This is a genomic window from Cupriavidus sp. 01L45, from assembly GCF_056399885.1.
This window is the reverse complement of sequence record NZ_JBFTSG010000045.1, coordinates 35,746-51,742: the sequence shown is the minus strand read 5'-3', so window position 1 is coordinate 51,742 and position 15,997 is coordinate 35,746. Positions and strand designations below refer to the sequence as shown.

Below are 15,997 nucleotides of genomic sequence, written 5' to 3'. Positions count from 1 at the left end.
ACCGGGGGAATTTCCATATACGGGGAGCCGCACGTCGTCGTCCTGGCCGGCCCGTGCGAGAGGTGGCCGGCAGTGCAGGACCCCCGCCGGGTCCATGAGTACCCATGGCACTAGTCCCACCATCGTGTTGTGAGCAACCCCAGCGCAATCGCCTTCTGCACTGCCTGAAGCCTGCTCGAAACTTCCAACTTTCTCATCACATTACGCATGTGGTGCGACACGCCGTGCTTTGTAATGCCAAGAAGCCTCCCCGCTTCCCAGGAAGTCTTCCCCGCGGCAACCCACCTCAGGGTCTCTATCTCACGGGCGGTCAAACCCACTACAAAATTCTTCGACGAGAACAGGATGGACTTGACGGAATTGACGGTACGCTGCGCAATGGCCGGACCGTACAGTTTAGCGTTGCGAAATTCCGGGCCTTCCGCATTGAGCGGCCGCGCGCTCAACAGAGCAAGGAATCCACCGGTCCCTCGTGGCGTATGCACGGCCAATATGATTGCCGCGCCCATTGTCGAGTCCGCCGGAAGTGAGAGATCCGGGCTCTCTCTCTGCAACTGGATAGGTCCGGCCCATAGCATGGGCACCAATGAATCGAGTGCCTCGCTCGCAAGCGTTGCAAGCACCGGGCTGTAATCCTGCAAAGTCAGATTTCGCCCGTTCGAGAGGTTTGTCAGGCTTCCAACCGAAGACTCCCTCCCCGTCACATACAGGTTGTACTGCAGGTGGAAATGCGTGAATCCGAGAAGACGGGTGGAACGTTCCAGGTTTCCACAAATGTCCTGGATCTTACTGGACCGATCAATATTTGCCAGAATCTCTGTGTGAATATCCGCTAAACCATCATCAACGGAGTTCTGCTTAAGATGAATCATACGTCCGAACAAGCGTTACCGCACCTGCAAAAAATCAAACTTCCACGCATGGACCGCGATACGCATCCTTCATGGCTCCGGAGGCAGTGTATAGGGGTTGCCTTGCGCCATCAGTTACAGACGAGCCCTCTCCCAAAGAGCACAGCTGGCGCCAGCAAGGAGCCACGACAGGAAGTCGTCACGATCTCTCAGAGAAGGTGCAAGTGCGACGCCCGCACCCGCACCGAGGTTCATCTTCCGGATCTTCCCGTTCGTGCGGCTACGCGACACTTCCCAGTGCCTATGGAAACCCGGGCCAGAGCATGCATGGCGGCCTGGGCTTCCCGAATAAATAGCCTTGCCCGAAACCAACACCACATGCGGTCACGATCTCACGCTGCGCACCGGTTTCGATACCCTCCGCAACGACGTTGGCGCCAAATCGCGCAGCCAATCCGCATATCACTTCCACGATATCCTGGCTTCGCTTGTTCTCCACAATATCCACAATGAACGCTCTATCTATCTTTATGCAATCAAAATGAAAGAGCTTTAGATATAGCAAAGAAGAGAAGCCGACACCGAAGTCGTCGATACAAATCCTGAAGCCACACCGATGCAGGCGGCCCATGGCCTCCGCCGCCCCGTCAATGGCAGAGAGCAGCGTCCGTTCCGTCACCTCGATCTCGATCAGGCTTGGTTTGATATCGTTCCTCGCGGCAAATTCCAGCAACTGCTCGCGAAAGGCCGAACTGCATAGCTGCCTGGGCGTGGCATTGATACTCAATGGGAAACAACGCTCACCGACGGTGTATGGATCCAGCGCCTGTAGCGCTTGCGCCTGAATCTGATTGGCCAATGCCTCCGCCTCGAATACCTCCAGGAAATCGGCGGCACGCAGCACCGTATCTCCAGTCTTGCGGCGAAGCAATGCCTCATAGCCGAAGGTCCCGCCATCCGGTAGTCTCACTATCGGCTGGAGGTCAAAGAAGAACTTATGGCTCGCGAGCGCTTCTCGCGCCTCGATGTACTCTCGGATCACATTTTCTCCGCGGATAATGTCGCCAATCACATTCAGGTATCTGCAACAAGAGGTTTCAGGGATGCGGATCCGTTGTCCCTTCGCCTGACCAGGTGTGACGTTTAAAGTCTACCGCGATCCAGCAATCGCTCCAGCTACACCGTTGTGTAGTGGGTTAGACAGGTGGAATCGACGCAGAGCCGCGTGCGGAGCACCCTAGGCAGCCTTCTTCGCACCGAGATATCGGGCTTGCCGCTCCAAGCGGCTCCGGCTCCTCTTCGCTCATCCCTGCCGGCCATCTGCGACGGCGCAAGCGACTGACATCCCCGACCCGCACTAGCGATCCGACCGGCGGAGCCGCCCGGAACTGTACTGCTACAACGCGTAGTCCACTGTATGCGGGGCCAACAGGCCGTCACCGCTATGCTCCCAGTCAAGTAGAAGTCGCAAGTGCCCTGCCGGCCCCTTCGATGCATCCCGGCAAATCACCGGCTGACAAGACAACGCCATGCGCGGCGTAAAGGACATTAAAGTGAGTACAGACGCTAAGGCTGGAGTCCAAGATCCCTTTCTGTTTGAGAGCCCCTCTGCCTTCGATGCCATATCGACGCGCATGCCTGTCTGCCTGGATCAGCTGCAACGGCCGCTCAAGAGCCTGCGCCTATCGGTGATTGACCAGTGCAATTTCCGCTGCACCTACTGCATGCCAAAGGAGATCTACACAAAGGATTATCCTTTCCTGAAGGCGGGATCCCGGCTTTCTTTCCAGCAGATGGTCTCGATTGCCAAAGGGTTCGTCAGTCTGGGCGTCGAAAAGGTCCGGCTAACTGGCGGAGAACCGCTCTTGCGCAAGGATATTGAGAAACTCGTCGAAGCGCTTGCACGGCTTACCACCCCTGATGGAAGGCCCGTCGAGATCGTGCTGACCACAAACGGCACACTCCTTGCTGCGAAGGCGCGGGCATTAAAGGATGCTGGCCTGGCCGGAGTAACCGTCAGCCTTGACAGCCTGGATGACGCGGTCTTCCGGCACATGAACGACGTCGGCTTCCCTGTCGGCAAGGTATTGGACGGCATAGAGGCCGCCCGGAACGCAGGGATCGATACCGTCAAAGTCAATACCGTTATTGAAAAGGGCGTCAATGATAGTCAGATTCTCCCACTGGCAAAATACTTCCGGCATAGCGGTGTGACCCCGCGCTTCATTGAGTTCATGGATGTGGGTGGTGCCGAGTCATGGTCCATGCAGCGTGTCCTGAGATCGGAAAACGTAAGGGACCGCATTGCGCAGGCATATCCCCTGGTTCCTCGTCCGGGATTTCGCGGCAGCGATACGGCGCAACGCTTTTTGTACACCGATGGCGGCGGTGAAGTGGGGTTCATTTCGAGCGTTTCCAAGCCGTTTTGTGGCGACTGCACGCGGGCGCGGGTCTCCGCCGATGGTCGGATGTTCTTGTGTCTGTTTGCTGAGCGAGGCGTCGACCTGCGGCAGTGGCTCACCGAATCCACCTCGCCAGAGGCGCTGCGTGATGCGATTCGCTCACGCTGGGAGCGACGAGACGACCGTTATTCCGAGCTACGTACCGAGAGACTGGCCAGCAACGGAAAGAAGTCGTATCCGACTGTCCGCATGTCGCTGGTCGGCGGCTAGGTATTCCCATGGTCAGCTTTAACCCTTATGCATAAGGTAAAAAGATGAGGCTAACAATCAAGTACTTTGCAAGTATCCGCGAGACCGTAGGGGTCTCCGAAGAGGTAGTCCATGTTGATGCGGATTCGCTCACGGTCGACAGCCTCAAACAATGGCTTGCGCAGACACGGCCAGCGCTTCAAGACGCGTTTTCGGACGATCGCCCCGTACGGGTAGCCGTCGACCATGCGGTCCGGCATAGTGCCTTCCCGCTACTCGACGGAAGCGAGATCGCTTTCTTCCCGCCTGTTACTGGTGGCTGAATTTCTCTCGCAAAAGAGGGCCGCGCAAATCTCCATGCGTTACTCTTGGCAGTGCGCTGGTCCTTGCCGGAAGGCGGGACGAGTTTTTCACTTCGTTACGTCCGGGCTATTCTGCCATCCGCCACCCAGGGCCAGGAAGAGATTGATCTGGTCGATCGCCACCTCACTATCCGACGCCGCCACGGCCGCGTCAGAACCGGCCAACGTACGGTCTGCGTCGAGGCTGGACAGATAGGGCGCGCGGCCGGCCTGGTACAGGAGCCGATTCTGCCGCGCCGCCTCGCTCGCATTGTCCCGTGCCGCCCTCAGGGCGAGGTTGCGCTCCAACTCCCTGGTATAGGCGCTGAGCGCGCTTTGGGTTTCCCGCAACGCCTTGAGCACCACGCCATCGAAGTTCGCCAGCGCCGCATCGGCCCCCGCCTCCATGCGGTGAATGCGTGGCCGCACCCCGTTGGTCGGGAGGTTCCATGTCAGCATCGGGCCTAGGGCCCAGTGAGCGGTCTGCCCCGTACCGAGGTCGCTGAGCAGCCCCGTGAGGCCCGCCGATGCCCCGATGCTGACCGACGGATAGAGATCGGCCGTGGCCACGCCGATTTTTGCCGTAGCCGATGCAAGCTCGCGCTCGGCCTGCCGTACATCGGGCCGGCGCTTGAGCAGCGCAGCACCATCCCCCACCGGAATCGCCTGGCGCAGCTTCGGTTCCTCGTGGCACTCCGCTTCTGCCACAGGAAGCGCGGCCGGCGGCTTGCCCAGCATGACGGCCAGCCGGTATGCGGCCCTCTCCTGCTCTGCCTTGAAGTGCGGAAGGCTGGCCCGCAAGGTCTCCGCCTGGGCTTGCGCGCGCAGCGCGTCGACCGGCTGCCCCCGCCCGGCGGCGACCATCTTGCGGGCGATGTCCACCCCACGCTCCTGCAACGCCAGTTGCCGCTCGGCCACTTCATACTCATGCGTGGCCGCGCAGCCTTGCACATATGCACGCACGGTCTCTGCGACAACCCCGACGCGTGCCATGTCGAGCGCGGCCTGACTCGCCTCGGCGCTTGCAAGGGCCGCTTCGTCGGCACGTTCGAGCTTGCCGAAGAAATCAACCAGGTAGGACACGGAGAAGCCAACGTCGCCAATGCTGAAGACCGGTATCTTCTCCTTCATCAGGAAGCTCTCGCCAGAGATCTGGGTGCGCTCTGTTGCCGCGGAGACGCTTGCCTGCGGGAGGTTGTCCGCTTCCACCTCGTGATACATCGCGATGGCCCGCCGCAGGTTAGCCGCAGCGACCCGCAAATCGGTATTGGCAGTGAGCGATTCCCGGACCAGCTTGTCCAGCCTCGGGTCGTCGTACAGGCGCCACCAGGCGTCCGGCACCGGCGCCAGGGAAACCGCCGGATGCTTCGTACCAAGCAAGGGGCCATTGGCCTGCGGCGCATGCACGGCGGCATGCGCCGGCACATGGTAATCAGGACCGACCGTGGTACAGGCTTGCAATAGCGGCATCAGTACCGGTAGCAGGGCAAGGCTGAGTCTCTTCTTCATTTTGACTTCTCCAGTTGCGCCACGCCTGGATGCGCCTGCCCTGCCATTGGCGCTTCCCGCACGGCAACTGTCGCGGTACGGCCGGACACAAGTCGTACGCCGGACGGCACGTCATCAAGCGCGATGCGCACCGGCACGCGTTGCGCCAGCCTCACCCAGTTGAAGGTAGGATTCACATTCGGCAGCAAATTGGATCCACTGCTACGGTCGCGATCTTCGATGCCGGCCGATATGCTCTGAACGTGTCCGTGCAGATGCTCGCCCTCGCCCATGATTCGCACGTCCACCGGATTGCCAATACGTATGCGATGCAGCTTCGTCTCTTCAAAGTAGCCCTCCACGTAAATGGAGTCCACATCGATCATCGAAAGCACCGGCCGGCCGGTCGTCACATAGTCTCCCAGCCGTGGCAGCCGGTCATTGAGATTGCCGTTCACCGGGCTAACGACGTTCGTGCGGGCAAGGTTGAGCCGCGCGAGGTCGACGGCTGCTTCGGCTTGCGCCAAGGCGGCCGCGGCCTGATCGACCTTGGCGAAACCCTCTTCGACGACCTCCTTGGAGACCACCTCGGACAGGGTACGGTTGCGTTCTGCCTCCCTGCGTAGCTGCGCCAGCGAGACGCGCTGCGCAGTCGCCGTAGCCAAGGCCTGCTGCAAGGCAAGCTCATAGCGGGCCTGGTCGACCACGAAAAGGAGCTGCCCACGCGTCACCTGCTGGTTGTCCTTGACCAGGATACGCGTCACCAGCCCCGACACATCAGGCGCGATCTGCACGATATCGGCACGCACATGGCCGTCACGCGTCCACGGCGCGATGGTGTAGTAATCCCATAGATGCCTGACGACAAAAAAGGCAACCGCCGTGGCGATTAACGTCAGCGCCACAGAGCCGAGCGAACGAAGATGGATTTTCATGATTGAAGCGAACGCGCAATGGCGACTACGCCGCCTAGCACGATAAGGTAGATGGCAAGATTGAAGAGCGACCGATGCCACACCAACCGGTAGAAGCCGAAGCGGGCGAGCAGCGCGCGCATGCAGGTAGTGATAGCAAAGGTCACCAGCATCAACGCCAGCAGGGTAGGCACGAAGACGCCATAAACATCGATCTCGCCGCTCAGCATGTTCCCTCCGTGTACAGCGCGGTATCCGAAGGCCATTGCCGGATCAAGGTGATACCTCCTGCGATTCTTTCCCTATCGGATACAAGGTCAGCCGGAGCACCACCAGGGCAGCCAGAGCATGTCGAGTGCCGTCGCCCGGGAAGGCGGCAAGTTCTCCGATGGCCTTCTCGATACATGCGCGGAGCGTGGCTGGCGACGCCGAACCCGTCCCGGTTCCGAGCCGGGCGCGAAAATGGCTCGCGACGGCGTTCAACACACCGGTTACCGCCCTGCGCGCCTGGGGTCGCATGGCGGACAGACCGCGCCGCAGGGCCAGCAAGCTGAATCCGATTTGCAACTCGGCGAAACCATCCGAAGGCATGTTCCCGACGCTTGCCGTCAGCCGCGGCGCAAGTTGGTTAAGCCGGTCCACCATGCGGCCACCCAGCTTTGCCACTTTTGGTGCTTCGCTGCAGGTGGCAGCCTGCGCCAGGTCCTTCCAGCTCGCGCGAATCAGGCGGCGCGCCGCGACTCGGGCGCCAAACGGCCGTGTCGCCATGGCCCACAGAGGCGCGAACAGCATGCCGCCGATGCTCGCCAGGCTACCGTTGATGGTGGCAAGAAAGTTGGCGTCAAAGACACTCTGAAAGTTCGCGAAGGACGCCGTATTCAGCGACAAGAGCAGCGCGATGAGATTGAACCCCGGCCTTGGCAGCAGCAAGCCGATCCCAAGGTATGGCACTGCCAGCATGCCAGCCAGCGTCACGAAATCATGCGCATATGGCACTACCGCGAACAGGTAAAAGGCGGACACGGCGAAACAGACGCCGCTCCACCGCAAAAAGGAATGCGCCGCCGACCGTGGCTCCTCAATCGTGGCAAAGAAGCAGCTGGTGACTGCCGCCAGCACGACGGCCCCGGCCCCGGCCTCCCACTGCGACACGATCCACAGCAGGCCCGCGCAAAAAACAGCAAGACTGGTGGAGCAGGCATAGAAGAGCAACATGCCGTGATCATGATGACTGGCACGGTCGGCGGACAGCCCGCGCACCCTTAGCGGAGATTCGCTGGATCCGGTGGTCCGGTCGCCGATGCTGCGTTGCAGTGCCCGGCAATCTTCGCCCAACGCCGCCAGCGCGAGCAACAGCTCGTTGGCGGTAGCCACCAGGCTCGCATGCCAGCCCGGTGCCATCCCATTCGCGGCGGGGGGCGTGGCTGGCGGTATCTGGGTCGGTGCCGGACCGTAAAAGCCTCCGCGGATCCAGCGCGACATTTCGGTCATATGGCGGGCCAGGTCCTCGGGGATGCCAGCCAGTTGACTCCGCAACGCCCGCACTACACCTGCCAATGACGACAGCAACGGTAACAGCATGGCCATCCGCTCCCACAGTGCGCGGGCATTACGCAGGGACTCGGTACCCTCGGTGTCATAAGAGAGCTGCTTGATCAACTGGTCTATCGTGGAAATGTCGGATACCAGGCGATGCCGATTTTCATGCGAGAACGCATTCGAGTCCGGCGCGGCCGACAGAATTTCCGCGGCCCACTGCCCCGCGTCGCCGAGCCAGACAGCCGCCCTGTCGCGCAAGGTCGGCGCCACTTTCGTGGGGAAGAACAAGGCACTCACCATGCCGGCGCAGACGATCCCGATGGCGATTTCCTCGACGCGAGCGATGGCCAGGTCGAAGATTTCCACAGGCTGGCTGACCGCCGGCAGCGCAACGATAGGCAGTGTGTAGGCACTCAGAAGGAAGATGTAGTTGCGCGGTGCCCGATCAAGCAGGGATAGATAGAGCAGCGCGCCAGACCAGAGCGAAATCGCCCCCATCAGCAACACAGGCGCATTGACCAGGAGGGGCACCGTCACCACCGCGGCGGTTGCGCCCAGCAGCGTGCCCACTACGCGATAGGCCGCCTTGGCACGCGTCGCTCCCGTCACCGGATTGGACACGAGATAGACCGTCGCCATTGCCCAGTAGGGTCGGGGCAATGCAAGGGCGAGCGCGATGTACAGCGCCAGCATCGCTGCCGCATACACCTTTAGCGAAAAGAGCCATTGCCGTGCACTCAGCCAGCTAGCCATGTTGCACACCTGTATTCACGATTGATTCCATTTAGCATGGCCCATCACCAGACGCTCCGGGCCACGGCGACGGGTTGCAGAAGAAGCTTTAGCCAGCGTCCGGTCTCGACCCGGCGACTGCGAATCGCAGCCCGCTGATGTGTCGACCTTTCTCACCGCTACTGCACCGGCACCGTGCAACCGGGCCGATAATCAGCGTGCCGCATCGCGTAGCCATCCATTGCGCCCTGATCCGCTGCGGGCAAGTATGGCCTGTGCACAATCAAATTCGACCATAATTCACGCTCGCTTGTATCACCCGCCTGTCGAAGCGAGGTGCGTCGCAAAGTTGCCGGGCAGGTAGGTGCAGTCCAACTGATCTCGAATGATTCCCTCCCACGCGGTCACGCAGGACTTGGTGGCTCCGGGAAGACAGAACAGCAACTTCCCGTTCGCGTACCCGGCCAGCGCACGTGACTGGATCGTTGAACTACCGACCTCCCCGTAGGAAAGCTGCCGGAAGATCTCCCCGAAGCCGGTTATCTCTTTGTCCAGCAGTGGCCTCACCGCCTCCGGGAGAGAATTCGCCAGGGAGAAGCCCGTGCCACCACTGCTGATGATCACCTGAATCCTGGAATCGGCAATCCACTCGCTAAAGATGCGACGAATCTCGTAGATGTTGTCCTTGACAATATCGCGGTCTACACATCGATGCCCCTCACGTGAGAGTACATCTACCAGATAGTCGCCGGAGCCATCATCATCCGGTGTTCGCGTGTCGCTCACCGTCATCACTGCACAGTTCAGGAACATATTGTTTGCGTGGTTCATTCGGTCTTCTCTTCCAGCCTCATTACGACGCAGCGCGCTTCCCGATCGCATCTTCGCGTCCGCGGCTTGCGGCGTGATTACGCTCAGATCTCGGTGTACTCAACGAAGCCGTCCTTCCTGCAGAAGCTCACAAGCTTCATGCCCGCCTGCTCGGCGATGCTGATTGCCAGGGAGGTGGGCGCGGAGATCGTGGCAAGCATTGGAATATTCATTCGCGCTGTCTTTCGCACCAGCTCGTAGCTGGCGCGGCTCGACAGAAAGACGAAACCCGCCTTCATGTCGATCCTTTTCATGGCCAGGGCACCGATGAGCTTGTCGAGGYCGTTGTGACGGCCCACGTCCTCGTACACGGCGAGAATTTCTCCTTCCGGATTGCACCAGGCAGCCGCGTGCACGCCGCCGGTCGCTCGCATGAGCAACTGATGGTCCTGTAGCGCCTCGGCAGCACGCGCAATGACGACATTCGTCGCGACAACGTGCATCGCCGGCGGTTCAATGCGTTCCGGGTGCAAGTCCAGAAGTTCAATACTCTCGATTCCGCATACTCCGCAGCCAGTCCGTCCGGCAAGCGCACGTCGTCGCCCCTTCAATGCGAGAAAGGATGGCTGTCCCACGGTCAGCTGCACCTCGGCGCTATCCTCGCGCATGAACACCTCGATATCGAAGATCTCGCGGGCACTGCCGACAATTCCCTCGGTCAGCGCGAATCCAACTGCAAAGGCCTCCAGATCGCGCGGGGTCGCCATCATCACGGCATGTGAGATGCCGTTGAACACCAAGGCGATTGGAAACTCCTCGGCCACCTTATCGTTGTCCCGTGTCTGTATCACGCCACGGTGACGTACGATCTCGCGCTCCCTGAATCCGCTGCGCTCGCTCCGTTCTTCGCAGTACATTGGCTTGCCCCTAGAAATAGTCAACGCGGCGACGATCGCCGCTCACTCGTAGTAGAAGTGAATTGCACTGAAGCCATTGTACGAACCGGTTGTCGGACACGAAGATACAGAATGGCCAACAAGCGAGGACTACAGATGCAGTCGTCGAAAAGCGATCGCGAGGCCGGGTTCAGCCGGGCGCTCGACATTGCGGCTTGCGTGAATCAAGACAGCCCTGTCGCGGAGACAGGACGCAGCCACCTCGGGATCGTTGTTCGATCGAGGCGACGACAGGCCAGGAATATGAGAGAAAGGGTGCCCGGCAAATGGGGAAGCAGCACGGCCGCTACCCTCTGATGAGACGGTCAAGAGGGTGCCAAGGCCGACACTTACCCACCGCCGAAACAACACCAGCAATGTAGTCCTGGGCGTGAGGGAGTCACGGCTGATGGCAGGCGAGGGCAACCACACCCTGGGGTACTCTCTGCCCAAGTGCGCCTTACTTCTGCGCAGGCACCTCGGGCTGCCGGCACCAACACTTTGTGAATATGTTTGAAGCACCGCAGCACGTTCCACCTGACCGTCGAGATCCGGCACGTCGCGGGGACAGCGCAAGCTGTCGCTTATGATTCGAAATGATTAGATTTGGCTAGAAGCCAGGATGCTGCACATAAAAATGACAACGCCACCAAGCGCGATCAGAAACTCCACCGCCACCAGATATCTGTTCGAATCCGAATTTTCGTTCATTCCCACACCCTCTCGCATTGTGTGACTGGCGGCCCACTCAAACCACCGCAGCGGCGCAATGAGCCGTACGTGCATCAGGCTACTGATTCCGCGATTCTCGAACGGCACGCATCCAGTAATTTCACGAGTGCTATCGACGGACGAGACGCACTGCAAGAGTAGACGCCAGTGGCGTTGGGAGGGGCATACAGGGGCGCGAAGAAGCGGGGATAACAGTCTCGCGGCGTCGCGGAAGTTCGCCTCGCTCCGGCTGCCATGGAAGTGCCTTTCAATGCCCAAATCATACTCGAAATGCGCCTTTGGTCGCATTCATTCGCGTGCCGGAGGGGGCGCGCGGGCTCCAATCGAAACTCAAATGCAAGAGGTAACTATCTTGCCAAGCGTGATCAAGGCACTCTCCAACTGCGGCGTCCAGGCGTAGCTATAATTAAGGCGAATGAAATTCTTGAACCCATTGGATGGGGAGAACATATAACCCGGTCCGACCGTGATTCCCTGTTCGAGGGCGCTGCGATACAACTTCATGGAGTCTACGCTGTCCGGTAGCTCGACCCAGAGGACATAGCCGCCCACGGGGTGCGAAGTGCTTGTTCCGGCGGGGAAAAAGCGATTCACCATTGACACCATGATGCTAGCTTGCTGAGCGTAGGTACGCCTCACCTTTCGAAGATGATGATCATATCCATCATTTTTTAAATACTCGGCAATTGCCATCTGCGGGAGCGAGGGGGTCGTCAGTGTATTTAGGAATTTCAGCTTCTCCACTTTATCGCGATACCGTCCAGGCATGGCCCAGCCGATGCGATGGGCGACTGCAAGGCTCTTCGAGAAGGAAGCGCAATATAGAACCAGTCCTTTTTCGTCATAGGACTTCAGCGAACCGGGATGGCTCTCTCCATAATAAAGCTCGTTGTAGACATCGTTCTCTATGACTGGAATATCGTGTTCGGAAAGTAGCTTTACCAGCGCCCGCTTCTTCTCATCCGGCATCTGAAAGCCAAGAGGATTATGGAAATTTGGCATCACCATGCAAGCGGCAATCTTCTGTCCGCTGATTATCTTCGAAAGCGCACCCAGATCGATGCCCTCGCGAGGATCGGTCGCGACCTCGATTGCCTTCATCCCCATGCGCTCTATCGCATGCAGCATTGCGTAAAACGTCGGCGACTCGACGGCCACAGTGTCCCCATGCTGCGCCACCGCTTGCAGGCATAGGTTAATAGCCTCGGTTGCCCCGACCGTCACAATTATCTCGTTCGGGTCGACAGAAAGTCCATTTTCCAGGTGCCGCCGGGCAATTTGCCTTATCAATTGCGTGTTTCCGGGCGGCAAATCATCCATGACATCCCAGTGCGGATGCCGGCGCGCTATCGTGCTTGCATATTGATTAAGGCGCCGCCAGGGAAACAGGGACGGATCGGGATAGGGAGAACCAAAGGGAACGGCGTTGTGCCCGCGTATCGACCTAAGTGTGGATAACACAAGCCTGCTAACGTCGACCTCCGCGGAAATCGGAATCGGCTGTGATGCTCGCAGTTCCATGCCGACCGGCTCGCCTGCGCGCCGTCGTACAAAATAGCCGGACTGGGGCCGACTCTCAATAATGCCCTTGCTCTCCAGATGCACATAGGCACGTATCACCGTCGTCATGCTGACCTGGTGGTGCAGGCTGGTTTGCCTCACGGAAGGTATCTTTTCTCCCGGCAGGAGTACCCCATGCGAGACCATGGCCTCGATCTCGGCAACAAGTTTCTCATATAGTTTCAAGCTGCCATCTCCTCAAGCTCGTGAGGAAGAGCGAAGTTGATCCGCCGCCACTTCGGCATGGCTTTCATTATAGTCATCAGGATGGCCGGAACGATAGCGAACAAACGCCTGACTGGCACCGAGCGCGTCCCCACCGGATACCATCAGGCAATAGCCCAAGAGATTCTCGGGTCTATCGTATCGGCTCCTCCGGTCCCGTGTCGTCGCTACTCGGGTACTTGGATTGGCCAAAGCGCAGGATGAGCACACCCAGGGCAAGCAATACGATTCCCAGACTGGATGCGAGCAGATGCAACTCGGTCGCCTCGTTATAGCGGAGTATCAGGTCTCTGGCCAGCGAAACCATGGCGATATAGAGCGGAAAGCGGACCGGGAGTTGCCCTAGTTTCAGGTATCTTGCCACCATGGCCAGAACCTCGAGATAGAGAAACATAAGGAGCAGATCCGTCAGCGTTACCTGCCCAATTTCCACAACCTTCCACGCCTCATGCCCCATTGCGAAGCTTGTGGCCAATCCGATCAGAATCAAGCCGACCAGCTCCCCGACACCAATGAATCCTTCGAATCGATTTCGAACAATCATCAACGAATCCCTTCGCTCTTCCACCATCCTCATCCTTTAATTTGCACAAACCAGCCGATTTACGTTGAAATCAAGCGACAGGGGGTCTTCTACGGCCACCCTTTTCTGGCGGCAGAAGCCGCATGGCGCCATGCCATGCGGCTTGATGCCGGTTCCGCCGGGCTAGTGGTGGGCAACGACCTTCCCACGGAAGACGTGGTACTGGTAAAGGTTGTATCCAATCATGATGGGCAGGACGGTACCAATCCCCAACAGCATGAACACCAACGTGGGATTCTCCGACGCTGCTGCCGTGATGGTGAGCTGGCCGGGGATAAGGCTCGGGAACAGGCTGATCGCCAGGCCCGCGAACGAAACGATGAAAATCAGCACCGATGCCCGGAAAGGTCCCCGGACACTGCCTACGCGCAGAGCATAAGCGATGTAGACAAACGACAGGATCGCAAGCGTAGCCAGTGCAACAAGGACATGAAATACGCCAGGTTGCGCCCAGCGCGCTTGGACAATCGGGCTAAACAGCATGGTGCCGGCGGACAACAGGATGGCAGAGGCAGCTGTGAGGAGCATGCTGATGACGGTGTAGCGGCGGGCAATCTGCTCAAGCTGACCACTTACCTTCTTGACCAGGTACGTTGCGCCAAGGAGCGCATAACCTGCTGTTACGCCCACAGCAGCAACCACGGTGAAGCCCTCGCTACCGATCCCGGGTGCAAGGCCTGTAATCACCTTGCCGAGAATGACACCCTGGGTAACTGCCGCCAGCAAACTGCCGATGCCAAAAATGAGGTCCCAGCCGCGCTTGCGGTGCGCCGCGTGCCGAAATTCGATCGCCGCACCGCGCAGAATGAGACTCGCGATCAACACCATGATTGGCACGTACAAGCTTTGCAGCAGCATCGCGTATGCGCCTGGAAATGCCCCGAAGAGGGCACCGCCGAGTGCGACCAACCACGTTTCATTCGCATCCCAGACGTGGGCAATCGAAGCGAAAATGGAGTCGCGGTGCTCTTCCTTTTTCGTGAAAAGACTCAGTATGCCGACACCGAGATCGAATCCATCGGTAATGACATAAAATATCAGAAATAAACCAATAAGACCGAACCACGCAATGGTAAGCATGGAGGTTGGAGACGAATTCATTTTTTCCCTCTATGTAAAGATTTCAGCTTCCTGCTTTCAAAGCCATATCAATAGCCAGAATGCGCGGCGGGGACGGCACGAACCTGCTCTACCGGCGGCATGAGTGTGAGATCCGGCCCCTTCTTCAGCCACTTCTTCGCAAAGACAAAGAAGGAAATGAACAGCACTACATAGAATGCGGCGAACATGAACATGCTCCCTGACACTGCACTTGCGGGAACCGCCGAAACCGCATCCCGGGTCCTCAGTAGTCCGTAGACAATCCAGGGTTGACGACCCACTTCGCGGACGATCCACCCGCACTCCACCGCGATATAGGGCAGAGGAATGCACAACACCCAGGCAAGCAGCAGCATCCGGTTCTCAAGCAGTGCGCTCAGCCTGCCTCGGGTCTTGCGGAAAACGTATGCCGTCCAGAACGCCAGTACCACAAAGAGGAAGCCGATTCCCGCCATCACACGGAAGGCGTAGTAAAGCAGCGGCAGCATGGTGGGTTGGTCTTCGCGGGCGATATCGGCGAGGCCTGTCACCTTGCCCGTCAGGCTATGGGTGCCAAGGATACTCAGCATGCCGGGTACTTCAATGGACCAATCGTTTTCCTGCTTGGCCTGATTCGGCCATGCCAATAGTGACCATGATGCGCCCTGTCCCGACGGATTCGTGTGCCAGTGGCCTTCGATTGCCGCGCCCTTGGCAGGTTGCGTCTCGAACACGTCGACACCGCTCGAGTCGCCCAGCCAAACCTGCAGCGGGGCAACGAACACCAGGATCCATAGCGCGAGCTTGAAGGAGCGGGCAAAGAACTCAGGATTCCGGCGCTTTAGCAAGTAGTAAGCGGAGATGCCGGCGACCACAAACAGGCCGGTCTCGATTGCGGCCACCCACATGTGCGTGACGCCCCAGATCATGTCCGGGTTGAAGATCGCGCGCAGATAGTCGGCAACCACAACCTTTCCATCGACCACAGTCACACCGGCCGGCGTCTGCATCCAGGAGTTGGCAACCATGATCCAGAAAGCCGAGAGGGTGGAGCCAAATGCGACCATGCCGGTCGCAAACAGATGCGTTCCGCGAGATACACGGTCCCACCCGAACATCATCACTCCGACGAACCCAGCCTCCAGCATGAAGGCCATGGCGCCCTCAAACCCCAGGATGTTCCCCAGGAACTGCCCGGAATGCTGCGAGAACGGCGCCCAGTTTGTCCCGAACTGAAACTCCATGGGAATCCCGCTCACGACACCCACTGCGAAGTTCAGCACCAGCAGCTTGCTCCAGAACCGTGCATGCCGGTAATACGCCACGTTGCCAGTCTTGATCCAAAGCGTCTCGACGACGAGAAGAAATGCTGAAAGGCTAATGGTTAAGATCGGCCACAGTATGTGGAAGATTGCCGTCATGGCAAACTGGGCCCTTGATAAATTCAGGACATCACTAACTGGCATTTTGGTGCCTCCGCTCAAATGAAAAATAACCTTCCGACCTGATTGAGTAACCCCCGGGCGCGAGGCGAGTCGGCGGACCCCTCGAAAGGG

14 protein-coding genes are annotated in these 15,997 nt (G+C 59.1%); 2 read left to right on the top strand and 12 right to left on the bottom strand.

Features of this window, described 5'->3' with window-relative positions; genetic code table 11:
• Positions 1-110 precede the first annotated feature (110 nt).
• Complete coding sequence (locus tag AC1DT6_RS27450) at positions 111-872, bottom strand: helix-turn-helix transcriptional regulator (RefSeq protein ID WP_477115091.1); 762 nt, start codon at positions 870-872, stop codon at positions 111-113.
• A gap of 280 nt (positions 873-1,152) precedes the next feature.
• Positions 1,153-1,893: an EAL domain-containing protein gene (locus AC1DT6_RS27445; protein WP_477115090.1), complete on the bottom strand. Its 741-nt coding sequence runs from the start codon at positions 1,891-1,893 to the stop codon at positions 1,153-1,155.
• 592 nt (positions 1,894-2,485) lie between these two features.
• Here AC1DT6_RS27445 and moaA point away from each other — a divergent pair.
• Together moaA and moaD are read left to right on the top strand one after the other, a co-directional pair.
• Entirely contained in the window at positions 2,486-3,523 is a 1,038-nt protein-coding gene (gene moaA, locus AC1DT6_RS27440) for a GTP 3',8-cyclase MoaA (protein ID WP_441625301.1), read from the top strand.
• Between the two features lie 44 nt (positions 3,524-3,567).
• Positions 3,568-3,825, top strand: a complete 258-nt coding sequence (gene moaD / locus AC1DT6_RS27435) for a molybdopterin converting factor subunit 1 (protein ID WP_441625059.1) — start codon at positions 3,568-3,570, stop codon at positions 3,823-3,825.
• An 87-nt stretch (positions 3,826-3,912) separates the two neighbouring features.
• Here the strand turns inward: moaD and AC1DT6_RS27430 are convergent, their stop codons facing one another.
• The 10 genes from AC1DT6_RS27430 to AC1DT6_RS27385 all read right to left on the bottom strand — a co-directional run bounded on the left by AC1DT6_RS27430 (position 3,913) and on the right by AC1DT6_RS27385 (position 15,907).
• A complete protein-coding gene (locus AC1DT6_RS27430; RefSeq protein WP_477115089.1) occupies positions 3,913-5,352 on the bottom strand; it encodes an efflux transporter outer membrane subunit in 1,440 nt (479 codons plus the stop codon).
• Positions 5,349-6,266 (bottom strand): efflux RND transporter periplasmic adaptor subunit, encoded by a 918-nt coding sequence (locus tag AC1DT6_RS27425; RefSeq protein ID WP_441625055.1) that lies wholly within the window; start codon positions 6,264-6,266, stop codon positions 5,349-5,351. The genes AC1DT6_RS27430 and AC1DT6_RS27425 overlap by 4 nt, the downstream gene beginning before the upstream one ends.
• Complete coding sequence (locus AC1DT6_RS27420; protein ID WP_441625053.1) at positions 6,263-6,475, bottom strand: DUF1656 domain-containing protein; 213 nt, start codon at positions 6,473-6,475, stop codon at positions 6,263-6,265. The genes AC1DT6_RS27425 and AC1DT6_RS27420 overlap by 4 nt, the downstream gene beginning before the upstream one ends.
• A 43-nt stretch (positions 6,476-6,518) precedes the next feature.
• Positions 6,519-8,537, bottom strand: coding sequence for an FUSC family protein (locus tag AC1DT6_RS27415; RefSeq protein ID WP_441625051.1), 2,019 nt, complete (start codon positions 8,535-8,537; stop codon positions 6,519-6,521).
• Positions 8,538-8,831: 294 nt separating this feature from the next.
• Complete coding sequence (locus AC1DT6_RS27410) at positions 8,832-9,347, bottom strand: molybdenum cofactor synthesis domain-containing protein (RefSeq protein WP_441625049.1); 516 nt, start codon at positions 9,345-9,347, stop codon at positions 8,832-8,834.
• A gap of 83 nt (positions 9,348-9,430) precedes the next feature.
• Entirely contained in the window at positions 9,431-10,243 is an 813-nt protein-coding gene (fdhD, locus tag AC1DT6_RS27405; protein ID WP_477115088.1) for a formate dehydrogenase accessory sulfurtransferase FdhD, read from the bottom strand.
• A 1,080-nt stretch (positions 10,244-11,323) separates the two neighbouring features.
• Positions 11,324-12,739, bottom strand: a complete 1,416-nt coding sequence (locus AC1DT6_RS27400; protein WP_441625045.1) for an aminotransferase-like domain-containing protein — start codon at positions 12,737-12,739, stop codon at positions 11,324-11,326.
• 172 nt (positions 12,740-12,911) lie between these two features.
• Complete coding sequence (locus AC1DT6_RS27395; RefSeq protein ID WP_441625043.1) at positions 12,912-13,322, bottom strand: phosphate-starvation-inducible protein PsiE; 411 nt, start codon at positions 13,320-13,322, stop codon at positions 12,912-12,914.
• A 162-nt stretch (positions 13,323-13,484) separates the two neighbouring features.
• Positions 13,485-14,462 carry a cytochrome d ubiquinol oxidase subunit II gene (locus AC1DT6_RS27390; protein ID WP_477102224.1) on the bottom strand — a complete coding sequence of 326 codons (978 nt, stop codon included), beginning with the start codon at positions 14,460-14,462 and terminating at the stop codon, positions 13,485-13,487.
• Positions 14,463-14,509: 47 nt separating this feature from the next.
• Positions 14,510-15,907 (bottom strand): cytochrome ubiquinol oxidase subunit I, encoded by a 1,398-nt coding sequence (locus tag AC1DT6_RS27385; protein ID WP_477102223.1) that lies wholly within the window; start codon positions 15,905-15,907, stop codon positions 14,510-14,512.
• Positions 15,908-15,997: the final 90 nt, after the last annotated feature.

What these genes read in the sequence shown, in the direction of transcription:
- AC1DT6_RS27450 (WP_477115091.1), bottom strand. Translation starts at nt 872, where the DNA reads ATGATTCATCTTAAGCAGAACTCCGTTGATGATGGTTTAGCGGATATT.
- AC1DT6_RS27395 (WP_441625043.1), bottom strand. Translation starts at nt 13,322, where the DNA reads ATGATTGTTCGAAATCGATTCGAAGGATTCATTGGTGTCGGGGAGCTG.
- moaD (WP_441625059.1), top strand. Translation starts at nt 3,568, where the DNA reads ATGAGGCTAACAATCAAGTACTTTGCAAGTATCCGCGAGACCGTAGGG.
- AC1DT6_RS27425 (WP_441625055.1), bottom strand. Translation starts at nt 6,266, where the DNA reads ATGAAAATCCATCTTCGTTCGCTCGGCTCTGTGGCGCTGACGTTAATC.
- moaA (WP_441625301.1), top strand. Translation starts at nt 2,486, where the DNA reads ATGCCTGTCTGCCTGGATCAGCTGCAACGGCCGCTCAAGAGCCTGCGC.
- AC1DT6_RS27430 (WP_477115089.1), bottom strand. Translation starts at nt 5,352, where the DNA reads ATGAAGAAGAGACTCAGCCTTGCCCTGCTACCGGTACTGATGCCGCTA.
- AC1DT6_RS27415 (WP_441625051.1), bottom strand. Translation starts at nt 8,537, where the DNA reads ATGGCTAGCTGGCTGAGTGCACGGCAATGGCTCTTTTCGCTAAAGGTG.
- AC1DT6_RS27385 (WP_477102223.1), bottom strand. Translation starts at nt 15,907, where the DNA reads ATGCCAGTTAGTGATGTCCTGAATTTATCAAGGGCCCAGTTTGCCATG.
- AC1DT6_RS27420 (WP_441625053.1), bottom strand. Translation starts at nt 6,475, where the DNA reads ATGCTGAGCGGCGAGATCGATGTTTATGGCGTCTTCGTGCCTACCCTG.
- AC1DT6_RS27390 (WP_477102224.1), bottom strand. Translation starts at nt 14,462, where the DNA reads ATGAATTCGTCTCCAACCTCCATGCTTACCATTGCGTGGTTCGGTCTT.
- AC1DT6_RS27410 (WP_441625049.1), bottom strand. Translation starts at nt 9,347, where the DNA reads ATGAACCACGCAAACAATATGTTCCTGAACTGTGCAGTGATGACGGTG.